Source organism: Streptomyces sp. NPDC051315 (genome assembly GCF_044455165.1).
Lineage (GTDB): Bacteria > Actinomycetota > Actinomycetes > Streptomycetales > Streptomycetaceae > Streptomyces.
Genome location: NZ_JBITEN010000011.1, coordinates 77,046 through 102,619 on the forward strand (window position 1 = coordinate 77,046; position 25,574 = coordinate 102,619).

At 72.4% G+C, this 25,574-nt stretch carries 25 protein-coding genes; 15 read left to right on the forward strand and 10 right to left on the reverse strand.

What is annotated here, in order from left to right; all coding sequences use genetic code 11:
- Positions 1 to 49 precede the first annotated feature (49 nt).
- The 6 genes from cobM to cobC are packed head-to-tail and all read left to right on the forward strand — an operon-like array spanning position 50 to position 6,391.
- Entirely contained in the window at positions 50 to 868 is an 819-nt protein-coding gene (gene cobM, locus ACIBBD_RS21725) for a precorrin-4 C(11)-methyltransferase (protein WP_399421109.1), read from the forward strand.
- Positions 865 to 2,118: a precorrin-6y C5,15-methyltransferase (decarboxylating) subunit CbiE gene (gene cbiE / locus ACIBBD_RS21730; RefSeq protein WP_399421110.1), complete on the forward strand. Its 1,254-nt coding sequence runs from the start codon at positions 865 to 867 to the stop codon at positions 2,116 to 2,118. The genes cobM and cbiE overlap by 4 nt, the downstream gene beginning before the upstream one ends.
- Positions 2,115 to 3,818 carry a precorrin-3B C(17)-methyltransferase gene (gene cobJ, locus ACIBBD_RS21735; protein ID WP_399421111.1) on the forward strand — a complete coding sequence of 568 codons (1,704 nt, stop codon included), beginning with the start codon at positions 2,115 to 2,117 and terminating at the stop codon, positions 3,816 to 3,818. The genes cbiE and cobJ overlap by 4 nt, the downstream gene beginning before the upstream one ends.
- The gene (locus tag ACIBBD_RS21740; RefSeq protein WP_399421112.1) at positions 3,815 to 4,405 is read left to right on the forward strand and encodes a precorrin-8X methylmutase; all 591 of its coding nucleotides are present in this window, start codon (positions 3,815 to 3,817) and stop codon (positions 4,403 to 4,405) included. Before cobJ ends, ACIBBD_RS21740 begins: the two co-directional genes overlap by 4 nt.
- Positions 4,402 to 5,340 carry a sirohydrochlorin chelatase gene (locus ACIBBD_RS21745; RefSeq protein ID WP_399421113.1) on the forward strand — a complete coding sequence of 313 codons (939 nt, stop codon included), beginning with the start codon at positions 4,402 to 4,404 and terminating at the stop codon, positions 5,338 to 5,340. The genes ACIBBD_RS21740 and ACIBBD_RS21745 overlap by 4 nt, the downstream gene beginning before the upstream one ends.
- A complete protein-coding gene (cobC, locus tag ACIBBD_RS21750; protein ID WP_399421114.1) occupies positions 5,330 to 6,391 on the forward strand; it encodes an Rv2231c family pyridoxal phosphate-dependent protein CobC in 1,062 nt (353 codons plus the stop codon). Before ACIBBD_RS21745 ends, cobC begins: the two co-directional genes overlap by 11 nt.
- A gap of 319 nt (positions 6,392 to 6,710) precedes the next feature.
- Here the strand turns inward: cobC and ACIBBD_RS21755 are convergent, their stop codons facing one another.
- The 5 genes from ACIBBD_RS21755 to ACIBBD_RS21775 all read right to left on the reverse strand — a co-directional run bounded on the left by ACIBBD_RS21755 (position 6,711) and on the right by ACIBBD_RS21775 (position 11,533).
- Positions 6,711 to 7,631, reverse strand: a complete 921-nt coding sequence (locus ACIBBD_RS21755; RefSeq protein WP_399421115.1) for an SCO1860 family LAETG-anchored protein — start codon at positions 7,629 to 7,631, stop codon at positions 6,711 to 6,713.
- A gap of 160 nt (positions 7,632 to 7,791) precedes the next feature.
- Positions 7,792 to 8,883 (reverse strand): amidohydrolase family protein, encoded by a 1,092-nt coding sequence (locus ACIBBD_RS21760; protein ID WP_399421116.1) that lies wholly within the window; start codon positions 8,881 to 8,883, stop codon positions 7,792 to 7,794.
- 177 nt (positions 8,884 to 9,060) lie between these two features.
- Positions 9,061 to 9,852 carry an amino acid ABC transporter ATP-binding protein gene (locus tag ACIBBD_RS21765; RefSeq protein ID WP_399421117.1) on the reverse strand — a complete coding sequence of 264 codons (792 nt, stop codon included), beginning with the start codon at positions 9,850 to 9,852 and terminating at the stop codon, positions 9,061 to 9,063.
- Positions 9,849 to 10,685 (reverse strand): amino acid ABC transporter permease, encoded by an 837-nt coding sequence (locus ACIBBD_RS21770; RefSeq protein WP_399421118.1) that lies wholly within the window; start codon positions 10,683 to 10,685, stop codon positions 9,849 to 9,851. The genes ACIBBD_RS21765 and ACIBBD_RS21770 overlap by 4 nt, the downstream gene beginning before the upstream one ends.
- The gene (locus tag ACIBBD_RS21775) at positions 10,682 to 11,533 is read right to left on the reverse strand and encodes a transporter substrate-binding domain-containing protein (RefSeq protein ID WP_399421119.1); all 852 of its coding nucleotides are present in this window, start codon (positions 11,531 to 11,533) and stop codon (positions 10,682 to 10,684) included. The genes ACIBBD_RS21770 and ACIBBD_RS21775 overlap by 4 nt, the downstream gene beginning before the upstream one ends.
- A 173-nt stretch (positions 11,534 to 11,706) precedes the next feature.
- Between ACIBBD_RS21775 and ACIBBD_RS21780 the strand changes: the two genes are divergently transcribed.
- The 6 genes from ACIBBD_RS21780 to thpD all read left to right on the forward strand — a co-directional run bounded on the left by ACIBBD_RS21780 (position 11,707) and on the right by thpD (position 16,511).
- Positions 11,707 to 12,807, forward strand: coding sequence for a pyridoxal-phosphate-dependent aminotransferase family protein (locus ACIBBD_RS21780; RefSeq protein WP_399421308.1), 1,101 nt, complete (start codon positions 11,707 to 11,709; stop codon positions 12,805 to 12,807).
- Positions 12,808 to 12,864: 57 nt separating this feature from the next.
- Positions 12,865 to 13,023: a DUF664 domain-containing protein gene (locus ACIBBD_RS21785; RefSeq protein WP_399421120.1), complete on the forward strand. Its 159-nt coding sequence runs from the start codon at positions 12,865 to 12,867 to the stop codon at positions 13,021 to 13,023.
- A 307-nt stretch (positions 13,024 to 13,330) separates the two neighbouring features.
- A complete protein-coding gene (gene ectA / locus ACIBBD_RS21790) occupies positions 13,331 to 13,840 on the forward strand; it encodes a diaminobutyrate acetyltransferase (RefSeq protein WP_399421121.1) in 510 nt (169 codons plus the stop codon).
- A gap of 40 nt (positions 13,841 to 13,880) precedes the next feature.
- Positions 13,881 to 15,152 (forward strand): diaminobutyrate--2-oxoglutarate transaminase, encoded by a 1,272-nt coding sequence (ectB, locus tag ACIBBD_RS21795; protein WP_399421122.1) that lies wholly within the window; start codon positions 13,881 to 13,883, stop codon positions 15,150 to 15,152.
- A gap of 20 nt (positions 15,153 to 15,172) precedes the next feature.
- Positions 15,173 to 15,577, forward strand: coding sequence for an ectoine synthase (locus ACIBBD_RS21800; RefSeq protein ID WP_399421123.1), 405 nt, complete (start codon positions 15,173 to 15,175; stop codon positions 15,575 to 15,577).
- 7 nt (positions 15,578 to 15,584) lie between these two features.
- On the forward strand, positions 15,585 to 16,511 hold the full coding sequence (gene thpD, locus ACIBBD_RS21805; protein ID WP_399421124.1) for an ectoine hydroxylase: 927 nt from the start codon (positions 15,585 to 15,587) through the stop codon (positions 16,509 to 16,511).
- A gap of 79 nt (positions 16,512 to 16,590) precedes the next feature.
- Here the strand turns inward: thpD and ACIBBD_RS21810 are convergent, their stop codons facing one another.
- From ACIBBD_RS21810 to ACIBBD_RS21825, 4 genes are all read right to left on the reverse strand, one after another.
- Complete coding sequence (locus ACIBBD_RS21810; RefSeq protein WP_399421125.1) at positions 16,591 to 17,670, reverse strand: aminotransferase class V-fold PLP-dependent enzyme; 1,080 nt, start codon at positions 17,668 to 17,670, stop codon at positions 16,591 to 16,593.
- Between the two features lie 128 nt (positions 17,671 to 17,798).
- Entirely contained in the window at positions 17,799 to 18,515 is a 717-nt protein-coding gene (locus tag ACIBBD_RS21815) for a DsbA family oxidoreductase (RefSeq protein WP_399421126.1), read from the reverse strand.
- 269 nt (positions 18,516 to 18,784) lie between these two features.
- Complete coding sequence (locus tag ACIBBD_RS21820; protein WP_399421127.1) at positions 18,785 to 19,393, reverse strand: DUF1349 domain-containing protein; 609 nt, start codon at positions 19,391 to 19,393, stop codon at positions 18,785 to 18,787.
- 45 nt (positions 19,394 to 19,438) lie between these two features.
- The gene (locus tag ACIBBD_RS21825; protein ID WP_399421129.1) at positions 19,439 to 20,968 is read right to left on the reverse strand and encodes an aldehyde dehydrogenase (NADP(+)); all 1,530 of its coding nucleotides are present in this window, start codon (positions 20,966 to 20,968) and stop codon (positions 19,439 to 19,441) included.
- Between the two features lie 153 nt (positions 20,969 to 21,121).
- Between ACIBBD_RS21825 and ACIBBD_RS21830 the strand changes: the two genes are divergently transcribed.
- The 3 genes from ACIBBD_RS21830 to ACIBBD_RS21840 all read left to right on the forward strand — a co-directional run bounded on the left by ACIBBD_RS21830 (position 21,122) and on the right by ACIBBD_RS21840 (position 23,895).
- On the forward strand, positions 21,122 to 21,895 hold the full coding sequence (locus ACIBBD_RS21830) for an IclR family transcriptional regulator (protein WP_399421131.1): 774 nt from the start codon (positions 21,122 to 21,124) through the stop codon (positions 21,893 to 21,895).
- Between the two features lie 3 nt (positions 21,896 to 21,898).
- Complete coding sequence (locus tag ACIBBD_RS21835; RefSeq protein ID WP_399421132.1) at positions 21,899 to 22,366, forward strand: GNAT family N-acetyltransferase; 468 nt, start codon at positions 21,899 to 21,901, stop codon at positions 22,364 to 22,366.
- 80 nt (positions 22,367 to 22,446) lie between these two features.
- Positions 22,447 to 23,895 carry a peptidoglycan D,D-transpeptidase FtsI family protein gene (locus tag ACIBBD_RS21840; protein ID WP_399421133.1) on the forward strand — a complete coding sequence of 483 codons (1,449 nt, stop codon included), beginning with the start codon at positions 22,447 to 22,449 and terminating at the stop codon, positions 23,893 to 23,895.
- Positions 23,896 to 23,988: 93 nt separating this feature from the next.
- On the opposite strand, the gene ACIBBD_RS21845 is transcribed toward ACIBBD_RS21840, so the two are convergent.
- Positions 23,989 to 25,440: an NCS2 family permease gene (locus ACIBBD_RS21845; RefSeq protein WP_399421134.1), complete on the reverse strand. Its 1,452-nt coding sequence runs from the start codon at positions 25,438 to 25,440 to the stop codon at positions 23,989 to 23,991.
- Positions 25,441 to 25,574 lie beyond the last annotated feature (134 nt).

Consider the following 25,574-nt stretch of genomic DNA (forward strand, 5'->3'; position numbering starts at 1 on the left):
TTCCCGTCCGGGCCCCTTACCCCATCCCGTCATGAGAGGACCCGAACCCATGGCCGACGCCCCCACCGGCAAGGTGACCTTCGTCGGTGCCGGCCCCGGTGCCGCCGACCTGCTGACGTTCCGTGCCGCGCGGGCCATCGCCGAGGCCGACGTCGTGATCTGGGCCGCGAGCCTGGTCCAGGCGGAGGTCCTCGACCACGCCCGCGAGGGTGCCGAGATCCTCGACTCGGCGACCATGTCCCTGGAGGACGTCGTCGCCGTGTACGAGCGCGCCCGCGTGGAAGGGCTGCGCGTCGCCCGGATCCACTCCGGTGACCCCGCGCTGTGGGGCGGTACGCAGGAGCAGCTCGACCGGTGTGACGAGATCGGGATCGAGACGGAGATCGTGCCGGGTGTGTCCTCGTTCTCGGCCGTCGCCGCGCTGGCCCGGCGGGAGCTGACGATCCCCGAGGTGGCGCAGTCCGTGATCCTCACCCGGCTCGGCGGCGGCAAGACGCCGATGCCGCCCGGGGAGGAGGTGCGGGAGTTCGCCAGGCACGGCACCACCATGGCGATCTTCCTGTCCGCCGCCCGCAGCGGACAGCTCGTGCGGGAGCTGCTGGAGGGCGGCTATCCGACCGCCACCCCGGTCGTCATCGCCTACCAGGCGACCTGGCCGGAGGAGCTGGTCGTGCGCTGCACGGTCGGCACGCTGGAGGAGACCGTCAAGGAGCACAAGCTCTGGAAGCACACGCTCTTCCTCATCGGCCCGGCCCTCGACGCGCACGGCACCCGCTCGCACCTGTACCACCCCGGCCACTTCCACGGCTACCGCAAGGCCGACCCGGCCGCCCGCAGGGCGCTGCGAGAGCGGGGTGCGAGTACGTGAGCCGTCCGATCACCGTCGTCGGGACGGGGACCGGGGCGCCGCCGGGCGAGGACGTCCTCGCGGGCGCCGACCTCGTCGTCGGCGGGCGCCGGCATCTGGACGCCGCGGTGCTGCCCGCGCGCGCCGGACGGATCGTGCTCGGCCCGCTGGCGCCGGCCCTCGACGCGATCGAGGAGTACGTCGTCGAGGAACGGCCGGTGGCCGTGCTGGCGTCCGGGGATCCCGGGTTCTTCGGGATCGTGCGGGCGCTGGCCGAACGGTTCGGGGCGGAGCGGCTGGAGGTGCGGCCCGGGGTGTCGTCCGTGGCCGCCGCCTTCGCCCGGCTCGGACTGACCTGGGACGACGCCGTGGTCGTCAGCGCGCACGGGCGGGATCCGCGGACGGCCGTCCACGTGTGCCGGGCGCATCCGAAGGTCGCCGTGCTGACCGGGCCCGGGTCGGGCCCCGCCGAACTGGGTGCCGCGCTCGCCCGGACCGCCCCCGGGCGGGTCCTCGTCGTCGCGTCCGCACTGGGCGACCCCGAGCGCGAGCGCGTCGAGCGGGTCACCCCGGCCGAGGCCGCGGACCGGGACTGGGGCGCGGCGGTGAGTGTGGTGCTGTGCCTGGACGAGGCGCGGCTGCTCGGTCCGGTGCGCACCCTCGCGGGGCCGGCGCGCCGGCCCGCCGGATGGGCGCTGGACGAGGCGGACTTCGCCCACCGCGACTCGATGATCACCAAGTTCGAGGTGCGGGCGCTGGCGCTGGCCCGGCTGGGCCCGCGGATCGGCGACCTGGTCTGGGACGTCGGCTCCGGGTCGGGGTCCGTGGCCGTGGAGTGCGCCCGGCTGGGGGCCGCCGTCAGCGCGGTCGAGAAGGCCGGGGACGGTGTCGCGCGGATCCGCGCCAACGCCGACGCGCACGGGGTCGACGTGCACGTGGTGCACGGGGAGGCGCCACAGGCGCTGGCCGGGCTCGACGATCCGGACGCCGTGTTCGTCGGGGGCGGCGGGCGGGAGCTCGCCGACATCGTCGGGGTGTGCGCGCGGCGGGCCCGGCGGTCCGTGGTCGTCGCCATGGCCGCGCTGGACCGGGTGCCGGCGGCGCGGGCCGCCCTCACCGACGCCGGGTTCGACTGCGACGGCGTGCTGCTGCAGTCCTCGCGGCTCGCGCCGCTGCCGGGGGACGTGACCCGGCTGGCGGCCACCAATCCCGTTTTCCTGCTGTGGGGCGTCCGGCCCCCGGCCTGCGACGTAGAAGGAGTTGCTCAGTGATCGGCCTCATTTCCGCCACCGCGGCGGGGGCGGCGGCGCGGGACCGGCTGGCCGCGGCGTGGCCGGACCGCACGCGCGTGTACGACGGTCCTGTCGGGGACGCCGTACGGCGGGCGTTCGCGGAGTGCGAGCAGCTCGTGTGCTTCCTGGCGACGGGGGCCGTGGTACGGCTCCTCGCGCCGCTGCTGGACGACAAGGCGTCCGATCCGGGTGTGGTGTGCGTCGACGAGGCCGGGCGGTTCGCTGTCTCGCTGGTCGGCGGGCACGGCGGCGGCGCCAACGAACTGGCCCGTGCCGTGGGCGGGGTGCTGGGCGCCGAGCCCGTGGTGACGACGGCGACGGACGCCGTCGGCATCCCCGGCCTGGACACCCTCGGACTGCCCGTGGAGGGAGATGTCGCCGGGGTGACGCGGGCCCTGCTGGACGGGGAGCCGGTCGCGCTCGAGACCGAGGTGGCCTGGCCGTTGCCGCCGCTGCCGTTCGCCGGCCCGGACCGGGACCGGGGGACGTACACCGTGCGGGTGACGGACCGGGCGGTGGAGCCCGGCGCCCACGAGGTCCTGCTGCGGCCGCCGTCCCTGGTGGTCGGGGTCGGTGCGTCCAAGGGAGCCCCGGCCGGGGAAGTGCTCGACGTGATCGAGGGTGCCCTGCGGGAGGCGGGGCTGTCCGCGGCCGCCGTGGCCGAGCTCGCCACCGTCGACGCGAAGGCGGACGAGCCCGGCGTTCTCGCGGCCGCCTCCCGGCTCGGCGTGCCCGTGGTGACGTACTCCGCCGGGGAGCTGGCCGCCGTAGAGGTGCCGAACCCGTCCGACGCACCCCTCGCCGCCGTCGGCACACCGTCCGTCGCGGAGGCCGCGGCGCTGGTGCGCGGCGGCGAACTCCTCGTGCCGAAGCGGAAGTCGGAGCGCGCGGATGGCCGGCCCGCCATGGCGACCTGCGCGGTCGTACGGCGTCCGGGGCGCGGGCGGCTCGCGGTGGTCGGGCTCGGGCCGGGCGCCCGCGATCTGCTCACGCCGCGCGCGAAGGCGGAGCTGGAGCGTGCCGCGGTGCTGGTCGGGCTCGACCAGTACGTCGACCAGATCCGTGACCTGCTGCGCCCCGGTACCCGGATCCTGGAGTCGGGACTCGGGGCCGAGGAGGAGCGGGCCCGCACGGCCGTCGCGGAGGCGCGCAAGGGGCAGGCCGTCGCGCTGATCGGCAGCGGGGACGCGGGCGTGTACGCCATGGCGTCGCCCGCGCTCGCCGAGGCCTCCGACGACATCGACGTGGTCGGGGTGCCGGGGGTGACCGCCGCGCTGGCCGCCGCCGCGCTCCTGGGCGCGCCGCTGGGCCACGACCACGTGTCGGTCAGCCTGTCCGACCTGCACACGCCGTGGGAGGTCATCGAGCGGCGGGTGCGGGCGGCGGCCGAGGCCGACATCGTGGTGACCTTCTACAACCCGCGCAGCCGGGGCCGTGACTGGCAGCTGCCGAAGGCGCTGGCGATCCTCGCCGAGCACCGGGAGCCGTCGACTCCGGTGGGTGTCGTGCGCAACGCCTCGCGGCCGGACGGGTCGAGCCGGGTGACGACGCTGGCCGGCCTGGACCCGGCGACGGTCGACATGATGACGGTCGTGACGGTGGGCAACACCGCGACCCGGACCATCGCGGGGCGCATGGTGACGCCGCGCGGCTACCGCTGGCAGGAGGAGCCCAAGTGAACCGTGTGGTCCACCCGATCGAGCAGGAGTCCTTCCGGCGGCTGCGGGCCCGTCTGGACACCGCGCACTTCCCGCCGCTGACCCGGGCGGTGGTGGAGCGGGTCATCCACTCCGCCGCCGACCTGGAGTACGCGAGCGATCTCGTGATGGACGAGGCGGACCTGGTCGCGGCGCACGCCGCGCTGCACGCCGGGGCGCCCGTCGTGGTGGACGTGGAGATGGTCGCGGCCGGCATCACCCGTCGCGAGACCGTCTGCCGTCTGAAGGACGCCGAGTCCGGCCCCGGGCTGACCCGTTCGGCGCACGCGGTCCGGCTCGCGTACGAGGAGGTCGGGCCCGGCGCCCTGTGGGTGATCGGCTGTGCGCCCACCGCCCTGGAGGAGCTGCTGACGCTCGACGCCTCCCCCGCGCTCGTCATCGGTCTGCCCGTCGGCTTCGTCGGCGCGGCCGAGTCCAAGGCCGCGTTGCGGGAGAGCGGGCTGCCCGCCGTGAGCAACGTGTCCGAGAAGGGCGGGTCGGCGGTCGCCGCCGCCGCGCTCAACGCCCTCCTATACCACCCCGTTCCGCATTCCGAGGAGACTTCGTGACCACCCCGCCGCCCGCTCTGCTCATCGCCGGCCATGGCACCCGGGACGACGCCGGTGCCGAGGCGTTCCGTGACTTCGTCCGGGAACTGGGGCGCCGCCACCCCGAACTGCCCGTCGCGGGCGGCTTCATCGAGCTGTCCCCGCCGCCGCTCGGCGAGGCCGTCACCGAACTGGTGGAACGGGGCGTACGGCGGTTCGCCGCCGTACCGCTGATGCTGGTGTCCGCCGGGCACGCCAAGGGGGACATCCCGGCGGCGCTGGCCCGCGAGAAGGAGCGGCACCCGGGGATCTCGTACACCTACGGGCGTCCGCTCGGCCCGCACCCGGCGCTGCTGAGCGTGCTGGAGCGACGGCTGGACGAGGCGCTGGGCGGGGCCGGGCGCACGCCCGACGACCGGTCGGACGTGACCGTGCTGCTGGTCGGGCGCGGCTCGACCGACCCGGACGCCAACGCCGAGGTGTACAAGGCGGCCCGGCTGCTGTGGGAGGGGCGCGGATACGCGGGGGTGGAGACGGCGTTCGTGTCGCTGGCGGCGCCGGACGTGCCGAGCGGGCTCGACCGGTGTGTGCGTCTGGGCGCGCGGCGGATCGTCGTCCTGCCCTACTTCCTGTTCACCGGAATCCTGCCGGACCGGGTGCGGCAGCAGACCGAGGGCTGGGCGGCCGCGCACCCGGAGACCGAGGTGCTCTCGGCGGACGTCATCGGGCCCGAGCCGGAGCTGCTGGACCTGGTGATGGAGCGGTACGAGGAGGCCGTCAAGGGCGATCTGCGGATGAACTGCGACTCGTGCGTGTACCGCATCGCGCTGCCGGGCTTCGAGGACAAGGTGGGGCTGCCGCAGCAGCCGCACTTCCACCCCGACGACGACGGCCACCATCACCACGGGAACGGTCACCACCACCACGGAGGGCACGCGCACTCCCATGCACACTGACGGGCACGACCTGCGCCACCACGGTGACGCGGAGATACGCGACGACGGGTCGGCGCTGGTCGACCTCGCGGTCAACGTCCGCGCGGACACGCCTCCGGAGTGGCTGCGCGAGCACATCGCCGCCTCCCTGGCCGGTCTCGCCGCCTACCCGGACGGGCGGGCGGCGCGGGCGGCGGTGGCGGCGCGGCACGGGCTGCCGGCCGAGCGGGTCCTGCTGACGGCGGGTGCGGCGGAGGCGTTCGTGCTGCTGGCGCGCGCGCTGAGGACCCGGCGGGCGGTGGTGGTGCACCCGCAGTTCACGGAGCCGGAGGCGGCGCTGCGGGACGCCGGGCACGCGGTCGAACGGGTGCTGCTGCGGGAGGCGGACGGTTTCCGGCTGGCTCCGGGGGACGTGCCGGAGGACGCCGACCTGGTGGTGGTCGGCAACCCGACGAACCCGACGTCGGTGCTGCACCCGGCCGGTGTCCTCACCGGACTGGCCCGTCCCGGGCGGACGCTGGTGGTCGACGAGGCGTTCATGGACGCGGTGCCGGGTGAGCGCGAGGCGCTGGCCGGCCGGACGGACGTGCCCGGCCTGGTGGTCCTGCGCAGCCTGACCAAGACGTGGGGGCTGGCCGGGCTGCGCATCGGCTACGTCCTCGCCGCCCCCGACACGATCGCCGAGCTGGAGCGGGCCCAGCCGCTGTGGCCGGTCTCCACGCCGGCGCTGGCCGCGGCGCAGGCGTGCGTGTCGCCGCGGGCGCTGGCCGAGGCCGCCCACGCGGCGCACCGGGTGGCCGCGGACCGGGCGCACCTGGTGGCGGGGCTCGCGGAGTTCGCCTCCGACGGGCTGCGGGTCGTCGAGCCCGCGGAGGGGCCCTTCGTCCTGGTACGGCTGCCGCGGGCGGCGGCTGTCCGGCACCATCTGCGCACCCTGGGTTTCGCCGTCCGCCGGGGAGACACCTTCCCCGGGCTGGGCGAGGAGTGGCTGCGGCTCGCGGTGCGGGACCGCAGCACGGTGAACCGGTTCCTCCAGGCCCTGGACCAGGCACTGGCGCTGGCGTCCCGCTGAGCGGGGGGCGCCGCCCCGGCCGCCCTGCCCTTGTCGTCCCGGGCCCTGGGCCGGGGGTCCGGGAGCGGGCCCCACGGACCGGCCGGGGCAGGGGGTTCGGGGGCGGAGCCCCAGGACCGGCCGGGCAGGCCTGAGGGGCCGAAGGACCGTCCGGGCACGGTCTGAGAGCGCAACCCCGGGACCGGCCGGGCAGGGATCCGAGAGCGGACCCACGAAGACCGGCCGGGCAGGGGATCCAAGGGGTCCCGAGGACCGGCCGGGCAGGCGGTCTGAGAGCGCAGCCCGAGGACGGGCCGGGGCGGCGGTGGGGAGCGCCTCGTCAGCCCCCCGTCCGGCCCCGTCGCCGCGCCAGCGCCACCGCTCCCCCGCCCATCGCCAGCAGGGCGACCGCGGTACCAGCGGCGTACGGAGTCGCCGATCCGCCGCCCGTCACCGCGAGGCCGGACTCGGCGGGGGCGCCCTGCGGCTCGATCGCACCGCCCGGCCGAGCGCTCGCCGGCGCCGGCTCCACCGCCGCCTCCACCGCGGGCGCCTCGCACGTCGCCCGCGCCACCGTCACCGTGCCGGTCACCTCGGTGACGTTCAGCTTCAACGGGTTCACGGAGACGGTGAGTTCCAGGGCCGTGGCCGCGGCCGTGCGGGAGGTCGTCGCCCGCTGCGACAGGTCGAGCCGCACCTCGCCCGCCCCGGGCACCTTCACCTCGCTCGGCCCGCCGACGGAGAGCGACACCCGCTTGCCGAGGACCGTCACCGGGCCGAGCAGGTTCGAGGAGGCCACCGGCGCCTTCCCCGCCTCGCAGACGGCCTTCGAGGAGACCCCCTCGAGCTCGACGACCGACAGCGACGGCATGCCGGGGACGTGCAGCCGGGCGTGGGCGAGCCGGGTGGAGGCCTCGGCCTTGCCGTCCGTCACCGTCGCCGTCGCCTCGGCCACGTCGGCGCGCAGCACGTCGGCCGGACGGCCGCCGTCGACACCGTCGAGCGCGACCGTCAGCGCCGTCCGCCGCGCGCTGCCCGGCGCCCGGACCTCGTTGAGGGAGGCGGTGAGCGGCACGTTCACGCTCTTGTCGAGCAACGCCACGTCGAGGCCGGTGCGCAGCACGACGGCGTCGGCACGCCCCTCGTCGGTCGCGTGCGCGCGGTTCGCGCCGGCCAGGGCCGCGGGCCCGGCGACCAGGGCCGTGGCCGCGACGACGGTGGCGCAACGGCGTGCGGGCATGCGGAAGTTGTTGCCGTTCACGGTGGTGGGACCCCCAGGGAGAACAATCTCGGGACCTCGAAAGGATGTCGCCCCATCGGTCGTTCGACAGCGATCCCACCGGAGTTCACCCCATCGTGGCGCATCCGCGCACGCTTTCGAGTCGCCGTTCAGCGTCCGGAGACCGTCCCGTCCCCGCGGCTCACCCCACGACCCGCCCGTTCACCACCACCCGTGAGGGGGCCCCCAGTACGCGTACGTCCGTGCGGGGGTCCCGTTCGTACACCACCAGGTCCGCCGCCGCGCCCTCGTCCAGGCCGGGGCGGCCCAGCCACGCGCGGGCCGACCAGGTCGTCGCCGACAGGGCGTCCACCGGGGGGATCCCCGCCGTCACGAGTTCCGCGACCTCCTCCGCCACCAGGCCGTGCGGCAGGGTGCCGCCCGCGTCCGTGCCGACGTACACCGGGATGCCGGCGTCGTAGGCGTTGCGGACGGTGTCGTAACGGCGGGCGTGGAGGCGGCGCATGTGGGTGGACCAGCGGGGGTACTTGGACTCGCCGCCGGCGGCCAGCTTCGGGAAGGTGGCGATGTTCACCAGGGTGGGGACGATCGCCACGCCGCGCGAGGCGAACAGCGGGATCAGGTCGTCCGTCAGCCCCGTCGCGTGTTCGATGCAGTCGATGCCCGACTCCACCAGGTCCTGGAGGGAGTCCTCGGAGAAGCAGTGGGCGGTGACCCGCGCGCCCAGGCGGTGGGCCTCCGTGATCGCCGCCTCGACGGCGTCCCGGGGCCAGCAGGCCGACAGGTCGCCCGCCTCACGGTCGATCCAGTCGCCGACCAGCTTGACCCAGCCGTCGCCGCGCCGGGCCTCCCGGGCGACGTGGGCGACCAGGTCCTCCGGCTCGATCTCGTGCGCGTAGCCGCGGATGTAGCGGCGGGTGCGGGCGATGTGCCGGCCCGCCCGGATGATCTTCGGGAGGTCCTCGCGGTCGTCGATCCAGCGGGTGTCGGAGGGCGAACCCGCGTCGCGGATCAGCAGTGTCCCGGCGTCCCGGTCCGACAGGGCCTGCTTCTCCGCCTCGTCCCTGTCGACCGGGCCGTGCGCGCCCAGGCCGACGTGACAGTGGGCGTCGACCAGACCGGGCAGCGCCCAGCCCTCCACCGTGCGCACGTCACGCGCGGCGGCGGGACGGTCGTAGGTGATCCTGCCGTCGACGATCCACAGGTCGTCGCGGACGTCCTCCGGGCCCACCAGGACCCGGCCCTTCACGTGCAGCACCGGCTCATCGCTCATGTACCGCACCTTAGAGCCCCGAGCAAAAGGGGCCCGGCTCGCGGCGTCCGGCACACACGCTCGCCGCGTTGCCGGAAGGCCCTGGTAGCTCCGCTGCGAGGGCCTTCCGGCGCCTTGCGATCGCACGCACCGGACGCCGCGAGCTGATCGGACTCCCCTTTTGTCCGGAGCTCTCGGTCAGGCGCCGCCGCCCACCTGGTCGGACCTCTCCTCCTCCACCTCCGCCATCGCCGGGTCGAGCAGCCTCGACAGGAAGTGGCGGGTGCGTTCGTGCCGGGGGTCGCCGATGACCTGCTCGGGGGTGCCGTCCTCGACGATCACGCCGCCGTCCATGAAGACGACCCGGTCGGCGACCTCGCGCGCGAAGGTCATCTCGTGGGTGACGACCATCATCGTCATGCCGTCCCGGGCGAGCATGCGCATGACCGCGAGGACGTCGCCCACCAGTTCCGGGTCCAGTGCCGACGTCGGCTCGTCGAACAGCATCACCTCGGGACCCATCGCGAGGGCGCGGGCGATGGCGACCCGCTGCTGCTGGCCGCCGGAGAGGGAGGACGGGTAGGCGTCCGCCTTCTCGGACAGGCCGACGCGTTCCAGGTTCTCGGCGGCCACCCTCGCGGCCCGCGCCTTGTCCCGCCGGAGCACCCGGCGCTGCGGCAGGGTCAGGTTCTCGGTCACCGTCAGGTGCGGGAAGAGGTTGAACTGCTGGAAGACCATGCCGATCCGGCGCCGTACGGCGTCGATGTCGACGTCGGGGTCGGTGAGCTCGGTGCCGCCCACGAAGACCTGGCCCCTGGTCGGCTCCTCGAGGAGGTTCACGCAGCGGAGCAGCGTCGACTTGCCCGAGCCCGAGGGGCCGATGACGCAGACGACCTCGCCCTGGCCGATCTCCAGGTCGATGCCGCGCAGGACCTCGTTCTCCCCGAAGGACTTGTGCAGGCCGCGTACGGCGATCTCCGGTCGGCTCATTTCACGGCCTCCTGGGCCTTCGCCTCCATACGGCGCACGACGAAGCCGAGCGGGATCGTGACCAGCAGGTAGCACAGGCCGGCGACGAGGATCGGCGTGGAGTTGGCGGTCGTACTGGCCAGGTCACGGCCGTACTTGGACAGTTCGCGCTCCTCCAGGGTGACACCGAGGAACAGCACCAGGGAGGAGTCCTTGAACAGCAGCACCAGCTCGTTGGTGAGCGGCGGGAGGATGATGCGGAAGGCCTGCGGGATGATGATCGAGACCATCGCGCGGGCCGGGGAGAAGCCCAGGGAGCGGGCCGCCTCCATCTGGCCCTTCGGGACCGCCTGGATGCCCGCGCGGATCGTCTCCGCCATGTAGGCCGCCGCCACCAGGCCGAGCGCGAGGGCGACCTTTCCGTAGGTGCCGCCGACGATCTCGGTCCCCGGGAACGCCAGCGGCACGGCCACGCCGATGAAGATGAAGATCAGCAGGGCGGGCAGACCGCGGAAGATCTCGATGTAGACGCCGGCGAGCCAGCGGTAGGGCCCCACGGACGACAGCCGCATCAGCGCGATGACCATGCCGAGGGCCAGCCCGACGGCGAAGCCGGACAGCGTGTAGAGCACGGTGTTCTTCAGCGCCAGCGTGATGACGTCCGGGAACATCTGCTCGGCGATGTCGGCCTGCGCGAACTGGTTCTGCAGCCGGTCCCAGTCCGCCGAGACCGCGAAGGCGATCACGGCGGCGACGAAGACGGCGTACTGGACGCCGCGCGAGACGCCGCGCTTCTGGCGGCGGGTCAGCCCCTTGCGGCGGGGTGGTGTCCCGAGCTTCGTGTCCTCACTCATGAGGCGGACGGAGAGGCCGCGGACGCGTCGTAGGGGCCGATCCACTGCTCGTACAGCTTCTTGTACGTGCCGTCGGCCTTGGCGTCGGCGATCGCCTTGTTGATGGCGGAGACGAGCTCGGTGTTGCCCTTCTTCACGGTGAAGCCGTACTGCTCACCGGTGTTGAGGTTGTCGACGACCTCGAAGGCGCCGGCGTTGGCCTTGTCCTTCAGCCAGCCCTGGACGACCGGGTAGTCGATGACGACGGCCTTGACCTGGCCGGTGCGCAGGCCGTTGAGGACGGCGTCGGAGGACTCGAAGGAGACCGGGTCGAAGCCCTGCTTCGTCACGTAGTCCTCGCCGGTGGTCTGGGCCTGGGCGCCGAGCTTGACCTTCTTGGACTTCACGTCGGCGAGGGAGGTCACGCCGGCCTTCTTGTCGACCAGGACGGCCTGGGTGGCGTCGAAGTACGGGTCGGAGAAGTCGACGTTCTTCTTGCGCTCCTCGGTGATGGTCATGCCGGCGGCGGCCAGGTCGCACTCGCCGGAGTTGAGGAAGGCGCCCGTCTTGAAGTTCTCGAAGGGGGTGTCGAGGATCTCCTGCTTCACGCCCAGGTCCTCGGCGACCAGGTCGACGAGGGCGACGTCGAAGCCCTGGACCTTGCCGTCGATCTCCGACTGGAAGGGCGGGTACGGCAGGTGGGTGCAGGTGGTGAGCTGCCCGGCCTTGACGAGCTCGACACCACCGGCCGCGGTCTTGGAGCCGCTGCCGCCGTCGTCGCTGGACGTGCAGGCAGCCACGAGCAGCAGCCCGGCCGTCGCGGTGGTGGCGGCCAGGATGCGGGTCCGGCGCCCGGGGAGCGTGTTCACGGCGGGCCTTCCTGTAAGAGAACTGTGGGTTCCGATTATAAGGAGAGGTTTGAGTCTCTCAAACCAAACCGATGGTTCGGGAGCCCTTCGACCTACGAAGTCGCCGTCGGAGCAAGGAGACACATCCCGGTTACTCTCGTCACCTCTACCCCGTGAGTGAAGAGAGCACCGCCGTGACACACCCGTTCCTGGACCTGACTCCGCTGAGTGCCGCCCACTTCGCGTCGATCGAGGACCGCGTGGCGCGCCTGCTGAGCACCGAACAGAACGTCGTGATCATGCAGGGCGAGGCGCTGCTGCCGCTGGAGGGCGCGATCCGGGCGACGGCCGGTCCCGGCACCACGGCGCTGAACGTCATCACCGGTCCGTACGGGCAGACCTTCGGCGACTGGCTGCGGGACTGCGGCGCCACGGTGATCGACCTGGCGGTGCCCTTCCACACGGCGGTCGGCGCCGGGCAGATCCACCAGGCCTTCGCCGAGCACCCGGAGATCGACTTCGTGTCCCTGGTGCACGCGGAGGCGGCCACCGGCAACACCAACCCCGTCGCCGAGATCGGCGAGGCGGTGAAGGAGCACGGCGCGCTGTTCTACCTGGACGCGGTCGCCTCCGTGGGGGCCGAGCCGGTGCTGCCGGACGCGTGGGGCGTGGACCTGTGCGTGATCGGCGCGCAGAAGGCGATGGGCGGCCCGGCAGGCGTGTCGGCGGTGTCGGTGAGCGAGCGCGCGTGGGCCCGGATGGCCGCGAACCCGGGCGCGCCGCGCCGCTCGTACCTCTCCCTCCTCGACTGGAAGGAGCGGTGGGTCGACGGCGGCCGCAGGACGCTGCTGCACGCGCCGGCGCAGCTGGAGATGCTGGCGCTGGAGGCGTGCCTGGAGCGCATCGAGGCGGAGGGCCTGGAGAAGGTGATGGCCCGGCACGCGTCCGCCGCCGCGGCGACCCGCGCGGGCGCGACGGCGCTGGGGGGCGGTCTGGAGCCGTACGTGTACGACGCGGCCGAGGCGGCTCCGGTCGCCACGACCCTGCGCTCCCCGTCGGGTGCCGTGGCCTCGGAGCTGGTGGCGCGGGCCCTGGCGAGCGACCCCGCGCTGCCGCTCTCGGCGGGCGGGGGCGCGCTGGCCAAGGAGATGATCCGGGTCAACCACTACGGCGCCGACGCGACGCCGGGCGCGGTCCGCGGCAGCCTGACGGCCCTGGGCGCGGCCCTCGCGGAGCAGGGGCTGGACGTGGACCTGGCGGGCGCGCTGCGGGCCGCGGACGCGGCCTGGGGGTAGACGCCCCGGCAGGTCTTCGGTGAGCGGCGCCGGGTCGGCGAACCCGGCGCCGCCGCCGTGTCACCTCCGCGACGGCACCGCCGGCGGCGGGTCCGGTCCGGCGGCCCGCGCCGTTGTCAGGGGGTGGTGCGGATACATCTCATCGAGAAGTACGCGCGGCACAACGGTCATGCGGACATTCTTCGGGAGCGTATCTACGGGGTTACCGAAGCCTGAATTCACGGCAATACACGAGCAATTCGAGCGGGTGGATTTCCGTTACTCTTCTGCCCGCTTTCCCCGGCGCTAAACGCAAAGATTTCGCGAACGTCGAGAGGCGCGATTCGCGCAGATCTCGTGAGGGTTTCAACCATGTGACACGTTCCACAGCGCGCCCGTTTTGCGACTTTCCTGGCGGATAAATCATCCCATAGCACCCGACCGTCACCTCCACCTCACGCTCGCGCGAATAACACAGGAACAGCCTTCACGTAACCCCCTCCCCCCATGCATTTTTTAATTTCCCTCGGTAAATTCAATCCGCATGACTGCCACACAAGCAGACCTGCAGATCGACCGCCCTTCGGTGGCGGACGGGGCCGCTCTCTGGCGTATCGCCAAGGAATCCGGGAAGCTCGACCTGAACTCGTCCTACAGCTATCTGCTGTGGTGCCGTGACTTCGCCGGCACCTCGGCGGTGGCGCGCGCGGAGGACGGCGAGCCCGTCGGGTTCGTCACCGGCTACGTCCGCCCGGAGGCCCCGGACACCCTGCTGGTCTGGCAGGTGGCGGTCGACTCCGCGTACCGCGGCCGTGGCCTGGCCGCGGCCCTGCTCGACGGACTGACCGCGCGGCTCACCGCCGAGCGCCCGATCACCACCGTCGAGACCACGATCACGCCGGGCAACACCGCCTCCGAGCGGCTGTTCACCTCCTACGCCGCCCGGCACGGGGCGGACGTCACCCGTGAGGTGCTGTTCGGCGCGAGCCTCTTCCCGGACGGCCCGCACGACCCCGAAGTGCTGTACCGCATCGGCCCGTTGACCTCTGCCTGACCCCCACCCTCCCCACCGTCGCTTTGAGGAGCGTTTCGCCGTGACCATCACCCAGCCCGATCTCAGCGTCTTCGAGACCGTCGAGTCCGAGGTGCGCAGTTACTGCCGCGGCTGGCCCGTCGTCTTCGACCGCGCCCGGGGCAGCCGTATGCACGACGAGGACGGCCACCAGTACCTCGACTTCTTCGCCGGCGCCGGGTCACTCAACTACGGTCACAACAACCCCGTTCTCAAACGGGCGTTGCTCGACTATCTGATGCGGGACGGCGTCACCCACGGGCTCGACATGTCCACCGTCGCCAAGCGGTCCTTCCTGCAGACCTTCCAGAACCTGGTGCTGCGGCCGCGCGACCTGCCGTACAAGGTCATGTTCCCGGGGCCGACCGGCACCAACGCCGTGGAGTCCGCGCTGAAGCTGGCGCGGAAGGTGAAGGGCCGCGAGGCGATCGTGTCGTTCACCAACGCCTTCCACGGGATGTCGCTCGGCTCCCTCGCCGTCACCGGCAACGCCTTCAAGCGGGCCGGGGCGGGCATCCCCCTCGTGCACGGCACGCCGATGCCGTTCGACAACTACTTCGACGGCACCGTTCCCGACTTCCTCTGGTTCGAGCGGCTGCTCGAGGACCAGGGGTCCGGGCTGAACAAGCCCGCCGCCGTGATCGTCGAGACCGTGCAGGGCGAGGGCGGCATCAACGTCGCCCGCCCGGAGTGGCTGCGGGCGCTGGCCGGACTGTGCGAGCGCCAGGACATGCTGCTGATCGTCGACGACATCCAGATGGGCTGCGGCCGCACCGGGGCCTTCTTCTCCTTCGAGGAGGCCGGGATCGTCCCGGACATCGTCACCGTGTCCAAGTCCATCAGCGGCTACGGCCTGCCCATGTCGCTGTGCCTGTTCAAGCCGGAGCTCGACGTGTGGGAGCCGGGCGAGCACAACGGCACCTTCCGCGGCAACAACCCGGCCTTCGTCACCGCCACCGCCGCGCTGGAGACGTACTGGGCCGACGGCTCCGCCATGGAGAAGCAGACCCGCGAGCGCGGTGAGCAGGTCGAGCGGGCGCTGATCTCGATCACCGAGGAGAACCTCGCCGACATCAAGGAGTACCGGGGCCGCGGCCTGGTGTGGGGCCTGGAGTTCCACGACAAGGCGCGGGCCGGACGGGTGGCGCGGCGCGCCTTCGAACTCGGGCTGCTGGTCGAGACGTCCGGGCCGGAGAGCGAGGTCGTCAAGCTGCTGCCCGCTCTCACCATCACCCCGGAGGAGCTGGACGAGGGCCTGAGCGTCCTCGCCCGCGCCATCCGGGAAACCGTCTAGTCAGGAGGAAGTACACCACTGTGATCGTCCGTTCGTTCAAGGACATCGAAGGCACCGACCGGCATGTGAAGGCGGCGTCCGGCACCTGGGAGAGCAAACGCATCGTCCTCGCCCGGGAGAGGGTCGGCTTCTCCCTCCACGAGACGGTCCTCTACGCGGGCACCGAGACGTCGATGTGGTACGCGAACCACGTCGAGGCCGTCGTCTGCGTCGAGGGCGAGGCCGACCTGACCGACCACGAGACCGGGCGGACGTACACCATCACGCCCGGGACCATGTACCTCCTCGACGGACACGAGCGGCACACGCTGCGCGTCAAGGAGGACTTCCGCTGCCTCTGCGTGTTCAACCCGCCCGTGACGGGACGCGAGGACCACGACGAGAACGGCGTCTACCCGCTGCTCACCGAGCCCGAGGAGGTGTGAGATCCCCATGACCACTCACCTGACCACCGCGACCGCCGCCCCCGCCGCGACCGCCTTCCCCGACCTCTACCCCAGCCGCGGCGCCACCGAGGTGACCGTCCCGCGCCAGGACCCGGTCGTCTGGGGCGCCCCCGACGCGCCCGGCCCGTTCGAGCCGCTCGACCTGCATTCCTTCGAGCGTGACGGCTTCGTCGCCGTCGACCAGCTCCTCACCGACGACGAGGTCGCCGTCTACCGGCAGGAGCTGGACCGCCTGGTGGCCGACCCGGCGATCCGGGCCGACGAGCGGTCCATCGTCGAGCCGAAGTCCCAGGAGATCCGGTCCGTCTTCGAGGTGCACCGGATCAGCGAGGTCTTCGCGAGGCTCGTGCGCGACGAGCGGGTCGTCGGCCGGGCCCGGCAGATCCTGGGCTCGGACGTGTACGTCCACCAGTCGCGGATCAACGTCAAGCCGGGCTTCGGCGCCTCCGGGTTCTACTGGCACTCCGACTTCGAGACCTGGCACGCCGAGGACGGGCTGCCCCGGATGCGGACGGTGTCCGTCTCGATCGCGCTGACCGAGAACCACGACACCAACGGCGGCCTGATGATCATGCCGGGCTCGCACAAGACGTTCCTCGGCTGTGCCGGCGCCACGCCGAAGGACAACTACAAGAAGTCGCTGCAGATGCAGGACGCGGGCACGCCCTCCGACGAGGCGCTGACCGCGATGGCCTCCGAGTACGGCATCAAGCTGTTCACCGGCCGGGCCGGTTCGGCGACCTGGTTCGACTGCAACTGCATGCACGGGTCGGGCGACAACATCACGCCGTTCCCGCGCAGCAACGTCTTCATCGTGTTCAACAGCGTGGAGAACGCGGCGGTCGAGCCGTTCGCGGCGCCCGTGCGCAGGCCCGAGTTCATCGGCGCCAGGGACTTCACCCCGGTGCGGTAGCGCCCGGCCGGGCAGCCGCCCCCGACCGCCGGGCCGGGGCCTCCCCTTGCGGGACGGGAGGCCCCGGCCCGGTCGTGCGTCAGCCCGACAGCACGTCCAGCAGGCGGTCCACGTCCGCGGTCGTGTTGTACAGGTGGAAGGCCGCGCGCAGGTTGCCGGCGCGGTCGGAGACCTCGATGTCCGCCCGGCCCAGCTCGGGCTGGCGGTGACCGAGTCCGGGCACGGAGACGATCGCCGAGCCGGGGGCGGGCACGGGCTCGTGGCCCAGGGCCGCGAGCCCGGCCCGGAACCGGTCGGCGAGGGCCAGGTCGTGGGCGTGGACGGCGTCGACGCCGAGTTCCTCGATCAGGTCGAGGGAGCGGCGCAGGCCCGCCAGGGTGAACAGGGCGTGGGTCACGTCGAACCGCCGTGCGGAGTGGGCGAGTTCGGCCACCGGCCCGTAGCAGCTGTCCCACGGCCTCTCCGCCGCGACCCAGCCCGCGAGCAGCGGTGTCAGTCCCCCGAAGTCCTCCGGGACCACGAGGAAGGCCGTGCCGTGCGGTCCGAGCAGCCACTTGAAGGAGACCGAGGCGGTGAAGTCGTGGGCGCCGGCGTCCATCGGCAGCCAGCCGGCGGCCTGGGAGAAATCGACGTACGTGCGCGCCCCGTGGGCGCGGGCCGCCTCGCGCAGGGCGGGCAGGTCGGCGATCCGCCCGTCCGCGGACTGGGCGGCGCTGACCGCGACGAGCGCCGTGCCGGGGCGGACGGACTCGGCGATCCGCTCCAGCGGGACCGTGCGGACCTTGAGGTCGCCGCGGACGTGGAAGGGGTTGAGGACGGAGGTGAAGTCGTCCTCGGCGGTGAGCACCTCGGCGCCCGCGGGCAACGAGGCGGCGATGACCCCGGTGTGCGCGGCGACCGAGGCGCCGACCGCCACCCGGGAGGCCGGGACGCCGGCGAGCCGGGCGTACGCGGCCCGGCAGGCCTCCACGTCCTCGTACAGCGCGGTCAGCGGCCTGCCCTCGGCCCGCAGCAGCGCCGCCTCGTGCAGGGCGGCGACGGTACGGGCCGGGAGCAGGCCATTGCTCGCCGTGTTGAGGTAGGTGGTCTTCGGGGCGAACTCGGCGCGGACGAGGGTCTCGAAGGTCTCCGTGCGTCCCGTGCTCTCCGTGGTCTCCATGGATCCACTGTGCGGCCCGGAGAAGTAGAAGTCCATTGCGGATTCTTACGTGATTCCCCTAAGGAACGCTTATATGTGGGCGCCGCCGCCCGCGCTCCCGCCCGCGCCGCAGGCCCGCGCCGGGGCGCTCAGTGCTGCGGGACCGCGCACCCGTCCGGCCCGCAGGCCTCCGCGTCCCGCTGCTCGACCGGCTTCAGCGGCGAGCGCTCGCCCCACGCCTGGGTCAGCGCCTGCGCGAAGACCTCGGCGGGCTGGGCACCGGAGACGCCGTACGTGCGGTCGAGGACGAAGAACGGCACGCCGTTGGCGCCGAGCCGGGCGGCCTCCCGCTCGTCGGCGCGGACCTCGTCGGCGTAGGCGGCCGGGTCGGCGAGCACCCGGCGGACGGCGTCGGCGTCGAGACCGGCCTCGACGGCCAGCTCCACCAACCGCTCGTCGCCCTCGCTGAAGACGGACCGCTCCTCGGCGAAGTTCGCCCGGTACAGGATCTGGATCAGCGCGTCCTGCCGGCCCCGCTCCTTGGCGAAGTGCAGCAGCCGGTGCATGTCGAAGGTGTTGCCGTGGTCCCGGCCCCGGGTGCGGTAGGCGAGGCCCTCGGCGGCCGCCTGCGCGCCGAGGTTCTCCTCACCGGCCTGGGCCTGGGCCTCGCTCATGCCGTACTTCCTGGTCAGCATGGTGATCACGGGCTGGACGTCGTCCTTGGCGCGCCCCGGGTCCAGCTCGAAGGAGCGGTGCACCACCTCGACCTCGTCCCGGTGCGGGAAGGCCTCGAGCGCCTTCTCGAAGCGGGCCTTGCCCACGTAGCACCAGGGGCAGGCGATGTCGCTCCAGATCTCGACGCGCATGTCTCGGCTCTCTCCAGGTCGTACGGCTGCGGAGGCGTCCGGGGACGCGACCTGCGGGGTACGCGTCCGTCCGACGGACGCGACCCGTCCGGGGACACGACCGTCCGGGGACGGCGACGCCCTCCGCGCGGAGGCTCTCTCCGCCGGGTGCGTGAACGTTCAAGCAGCTCGGTTCATTCCCCGGCGCCGGGATCACCCGGTCCGCGGTCGCCCGGCCGGCCGCCACCCGGCCGGACGCACGTCACTCCGCGCTCGCGGTGACGCCCGCCTCAGCTTCCGTCGCGCAGGTCGTCCGGCCAGCTCGGGCGGAACTCCAGGTGGTCGTACGTGACCACGCACCCCTCCCCCATCGGCGCCTGCGCCATGAAGCCGACCAGGGCCGCGCCCGTCTCCTTCTCCTCGCCCAGCGTGAACAGCCGCACGAAGGTCCAGCGCTCGCCGTCCCGGGAGGCGTGGAAGGCGAACGCCCGCCCGGTCCTGCTCACCCGCAGCCAGACCGAACTGCCGTCCACCGGGAAGGAGTTGGCGTCGTCGGAGTGTCCCCGGGTGACCACCGTGCAGACGGTGGGCACGTTCGGGGAGTACTCCAGGCAGAGCTTGGCCCACGCCCGCTCGCCGACGTGGACGTACAGCACCCCCGCGTCGAAGGCGCCGTTGAACCCCACGGTGACCCGCGCGATGAGCTGGAAGTCCCCCTCGGGGGCCCCGAGCAGCCGGGGCGCGTCGGAGGCGGGCTCCAGCGCCTCCCCGGTGGGCGGCACGAACCGGTCCTGCCGGGGCCCGGCCCATCCGGTGAGGACACCGCCCTCGTAGGACCAGTTGCCGTCGGGGCCGTAGGTGCGCAGCGGGAAAGGGAGTTCGGGAAGTTCCATGTCCATGCTCAGAGTTTCCCAGCTCCCTTTCTCCCTACGGGCAGGGGGTGTTCAGCGTTCGAGGTGGTTGTTGAAGCGCCGGGGCAGGCCGAGCGGGTTGTCGTCGCGCAGCTCGGGCGGCAGCAGCGCCTCGGGGGCGTTCTGGTACACCACCGGCCGCAGCCACCGCTCGATGGCGGTCCCGCCCACGGAGGTGGACGTGGAGGTGGTCGCCGGGTACGGACCGCCGTGGTGCTGGGCCGGAGCGACGGCGACGCCCGTCGGCCACCCGTTCACCAGGACGCGTCCGGCGAGCGGCGTGAGGTCCGCGAGGATCTCCGCGCCCCGCCCCTGCCCGGCCGCCTCCTCCTCGGACAGCTGGACCGTCGCCGTCAGGTTGCCCGGCAGCCGGGACAGCACGCCCTTGACCTCGTCCTCGGAGTCGTAGCGGGCCACGACGGTGACCGGGCCGAAGCACTCCTCCAGCAGCAGGTCGTACTCGCCCTCCTCCGCCAGCCGGGCCGCCGGCACGGTCAGGAACCCGGCGCTGACGGTGTGCTCCCCGCCCGCGCCCGGCGTCACCGGCGACTCCACCTCGGGCAGCTGCGTCCGCTCGGCGACCCCCGCGATGAAGTTGTCCCGCATGCGGTGGTCGAGCAGCACGCCCGCGTCGGTGTCGCTGACGGCGTCCGTCAGCGACTTGACCAGCCCGTCGCCGGCGGCGCCGGACGGCACCAGCACGAGTCCGGGCTTCACGCAGAACTGCCCGACCCCGAGGGTCATGGACCCGGCGAGCCCCGTGCCGATCGTCTCGGCACGCTCGGCGGCGGCCGCCTCGGTCACCACCACGGGGTTCAGCGAGCCCAGCTCGCCGTGGAAGGGGATCGGCACCGGCCGGGCCGCCGCCGCGTCGAACAGCGCGCGGCCGCCCCGGATGGACCCGGTGAAGCCCGCTGCGGCGACCAGCGGGTGCTTGATCAGCTCGACGCCCGCTTCGAAGCCGTGGACGAGACCCACGACGGCCTGGTCGATGCCGTGCTCGGCGGCGGCCGACCGCAGGACGTGGGCGACCAGCTCGGACAGGCCGGGGTGGTCGGGGTGGGCCTTGACCACGACCGGGCAGCCGGCGGCCAGCGCGCTCGCGGTGTCGCCGCCGGCGACGGAGAAGGCGAAGGGGAAATTGGAGGCCGAGTAGACGGCGACGACACCCAGGGGCACCTTGTAGCGGCGCAGGTCCGGGACGGGCGGGGTGGCCGTGTCGTCCGGGTGGTTGATGACGACGTCGAGGAAGGCGCCCTCGTCGACGATGTCGGCGAAGGCCCGCAGCTGGTAGCAGGTGCGGGCGAGCTCGCCGGTCAGCCGGACCGGGCCGAGCGCGGTCTCGGCGTCCGCGACCTCGACCAGGTGGTCCCTGGACGCCTCGAGGCGGTCGGCGGCGGTGCGCAGGAAGGCCGCGCGGACGGTACGGTCGACGAGCGCCTCGCGCGTGGCGTGCGCGGCGCGGACGACGGAGTCCACCTCCTGGGCCGTGGCCTCCACCGCAACCTGTTCACGCTGCTTCCCGGTACGGGGGTCGACACTCCAGACTGGTGCTGCTGCCACCGCGGGTCCCTCCACGTTTGTTGCCGCATGCCGCATTTCCATGCCGCGCAGTACTTACGTCACCACCAGGGGCGTTCGATATACTGAACGCCGTCTGTGATGGTGAATATGCTGTTGGAGACTATTTCCCGTCGAACGAAGGGGTCAAGGGCGATGTCGGCTGGCGAGACGGGGGGCGGGGCGCAGGTCAAGTCCGCCGTGCGGACGGTTGAACTGCTCGAGTACTTCGCCGGCCGCCCCGGCATGCACTCCCTCGCGTCGGTCCAGGAGGCCGTCGGGTATCCCAAGTCCAGCCTCTACATGCTGCTGCGCACGCTGGTGGAGCTGGGCTGGGTGGAGACGGACGCGACCGGCACGCGCTACGGCATCGGCGTACGGGCCCTGCTGGTCGGCACCTCCTACATCGACGGCGACGAGGTGGTCGCGGCCGCCCGCCCGACGCTGGACCGCCTCTCGGACGACACCACCGAGACCATCCACCTGGCCCGCCTGGACGGCACCAACGTCGTCTACCTCGCGACCCGTCAGTCACAGCACTACCTGCGCCCCTTCACACGGGTCGGCCGCCGGCTCCCGGCCCACTCGACCTCCCTCGGCAAGGCGCTGCTGAGCACCTACACCGACGAGCAGGTCCGCAAGATGCTCCCGGAGACGCTGCCCGCCCTCACCGAGCACACCATCACGGACCGCGAGAAGCTCATCGAGGAGCTGCACCAGGTCCGCGAGCAGGGCTTCGCCGTGGACCGCGAGGAGAACACGCTCGGCCTGCGCTGTTTCGGCGTGGCGATCCCGTACCGTACCCCCGCGCGCGACGCGATCAGCTGCTCGGTGCCGGTGGCCAGACTCACCCCCGCGCACGAGCAGATGGTGAAGGACGCGCTGTTCGACGCGCGCGACCGGCTGACCCTGGCGACCCGGAGGCTCTGAACGGTGCAGGTGGTACTCCGCGAGGTGCACGACAGCGACCTGCCGGTCTTCTTCCGGCAGCTCAACGATCCCGAGGCGCTGCGCATGGCCGCCTTCACCCCGCAGGACCCGGCCGACCGGGACGCATTCGACGCCCACTGGCGCCGTATACGGTCCACCGCCCTGGTCCGCACGATCCTCGCCGACGGCGACGTGGTCGGCAACGCGGCTGTGTACGGGGAGCCCGGCGAGCGAGAGGTCACGTACTGGGTGGACCGCGCCTACTGGGGGCGGGGCGTGGCGACGGCCGCGCTGCGTGGACTGCTGGCCGAGGTGCCGGAGCGACCGCTGTACGCGCGGGCCGCGGCGGACAACGCCGGCTCGCTGCGCGTGCTGGAGAAGTGCGGGTTCCGGGCGACGACCCTGGCCACGGGGTACGCGCCAGCGCGCGGGGAGGAGATCGACGAGGTGGTCCTCCTCCTGGAGGCGTGAAGCGGCCGTAGATGAACGGACGATGAGAAAACCGGGCGGACGGGAACGATTCCCCTCCGCCCGCTCGTCTCCCGGACGTCATGAACAAGACGATCAGGCGCGCCTCGGTCTTCGCGCTGCTGCTGGTGTTCGCCCTGCTGGTGCGGGCGACCTGGGTGCAGTTCTACGAGGGCCGGGCGCTGGCGGACGACAAGGACAACCGGCGCACCGCGATCGAGACGTACGCGGAGCCGCTCGGGAACATCATCGTGGCCGGCGAGGCCGTCACCGGTTCGGCGGCCACGACGGACGGCGACCTCAGGTACAGACGCACGTACACGGACGGCGCGCTGTACGCGGCGGTCACCGGCTACGCCTCGCAGAGCTACGCCCCCACACAGCTGGAGGGCATCTACGCGGACCTGCTGAACGGCACGGACACCCGGCTGAAGACCGTGATGGACACGGTCACCGACGAGCGGGCCGACCCGGGCAACGTGATCACGACGATCGATCCGGCCGTGCAGAAGGCGGCCTACGACGCGCTGGGCGACACCAAGGGCGCGGCCGTCGCGATCGATCCGACGACCGGCCGGATCCTCGCGGTCGTGTCGACGCCGTCGTACGACCCGTCCTCGCTCACCGACGCCAACACCGCCGGGGCGGCCTGGAAGAAGCTCACCGCGGATCCGGACAAGCCGCTCACCAACCGCGCGCTGCGGCAGCCGCTGCCGCCGGGTTCGACGTTCAAGCTGGTGGTGGCGGCGGCCGCGCTGGAGGACGGGCTGTACACGTCGGTGGACGAGAAGACGGACAGCCCGGACCCCTACACGCTGCCGGGCACCACGACCGTCCTGCGCAACGAGAACACGTCCGCGCCCTGCGAGAACGCCTCGATCCGGGTCGCGCTGCAGTACTCCTGCAACAACGTCTTCGCCCACATGGCCGTGCAGCTCGGGCAGGACAGGGTGAAGGCGATGGCGGAGAGGTTCGGCTTCAACGACACGACGCAGGACGTGCCGGTCCGGGCCTACCCGAGTGTGTACCCGTCCGGCATGGACGAGTCGTCGACCGCGCTGACCGGCATCGGCCAGTTCGACGTGACCGCGACCCCGCTCCAGATGGCCATGGTCTCCGCGGCGATCGCCAACGGCGGCGAACTGGTCTCGCCGCACATGGTCGCGCGGATCACCGACAGCGGCGGCGACGTGCTGACCGACTACGACGGCGAGGCCTCGACCACGCGGGTCGTCGGCTCCGACACGGCCGAGCAGTTGCAGTCGGCGATGCGGACGGTCGTCGAGAAGGGCACGGGGACCAACGCGCTGATCGACGGGGTCACCGTCGGCGGCAAGACCGGTACCGCCCAGCACGGCGAGAACAACAGCAGGACGCCGTACGCCTGGTTCACGTCCTACGGCAAGGCCGACGGCAAGGAGGTCGCCGTGGCGGTGGTGGTGGAGCAGTCGGACGCGGCCCGGTCGGAGGTCAGCGGGAACGGCCTGGCGGCGCCTGTGGCCAGGGCGATGATGGAGGCGGCGCTGACCTGACCCGGCGAGGGGCGCGGGGCTGTGCCGGTCCGCGGCTCCGCCGCGTGGGCGCGATCGGCCGCGGACGTCCCGCGGCCGATCGCGCGGCGCACCTCACTTCGCGCCGAGAAGCTGCTCGATCGGGTCGATCGCGAAGTACACCACGAACAGCGCCGAGGCCCCCCACAGCAGCCAGTGGACCTCCTTCGCCCTGCCCAGCACGGTCTTGATCACCACGTAGGCGAGGAAGCCCGCGCCGATGCCGTTGGTGATGGAGTAGGTGAACGGCATGACGGCGATCGTCAGGAACGCGGGGATGGCGATCTCGTACCGGTCCCAGTCGATGCTCTTGACCTGAGTCATCATCAGGAAACCGACCGCCACCAGCGCGGGTGCCGCCGCCTGCAGCGGGACGATGGTGAGCAGCGGGGTCAGGAACAGGGCGAGGGCGAACAGGCCGCCGGTGACCAGGTTGGAGAAGCCGGTGCGCGCGCCCTCGCCGACGCCGGCCGCCGACTCGATGTAGGAGGTGGCGGAGGAGGACGAGGCCGCGCCGCCCGCCACCGCCGCCGCGCCGTCGATGAGCAGCACGCGGCCGAGGTGGGGCACCTTGCCCTCGTCGTCCAGCAGGTTCGCCTCGGCGCTGATGCCGACGACCGTGCCCATGGTGTCGAAGAAGTCGGACAGGATCAGCGTGAAGACGAGCAGGACGACCGTGATGGCGGTGGTCTCGCCGAACGCGCCGAACAGGCTGAAGTGACCGATCAGCCCGAAGTCCGGGGTGTCGACGATCCTGTCGGGCCACTGGGGCGTGGTCAGGCCCCAGGACTCGATGTCGGCCAGCGAGTCGATGACGATCGCGACGAGCGTCATCGTGACGATGCTGATGAGGATGGCGCCCTTGACCTTGCGGGCGAGCAGTCCGATGGTCAGCAGCACACCGAGGCAGAAGACGAGGATCGGCCACCCGGTGAGGGTGCCGGAGCCGCCGAGCTGGACGGGCACGGTGGTGTTGGCGGCGTCGGGGATGCGGCTGACGAAACCGGCGTCGACGAAGCCGATGAACGCGATGAACAGGCCGATGCCGACACTGATGGCCTGCTTGAGCGGCTGCGGGATGGCGTGCATGACGGCCTCGCGCAGACCGGTGACCACGAGCACGCAGATGAGCAGGCCCTCCAGCACGATCAGGCCCATCGCGTCGTCCCAGCTCATCAGCGGGGCGATCTGGAAGGCGACGACGGCGTTGAGCCCGAGGCCCGCGGCGAGCGCGAGGGGCAGGTTGCCGGCGACGCCCATGATGATCGTCATGACGGCGGCCACCAGGGCGGTGGCGGTGGTGAGTTGGACGGGGTCCAGGGACTCGCCGAACTTGTCCTTGGCGCTGCCCAGGATGATGGGATTCAGGACAAGGATGTAGGCCATCGTGAAGAACGTGGCGAAGCCGCCGCGTATCTCCCGGCCGAAGGTCGACCCCCGTTCGGAGATCCTGAAGAACCGGTCGACGCTGTTCGCCGCCGTGGGCGGGGGACTTGGCCGGTCGGTCGCCTTCTGCGTTTCGGACATGGCGGACACTCCTCGTGGCCTGCTTGATCAGTGTGCGGATGCTGGCTGGATTGTTCCCCCGTCGAACCCCGTTCAGGTTTTCACCGTGTTACGGAATCAGGGTTCGCACTACGTTCGAGCTTCCATACGACGTT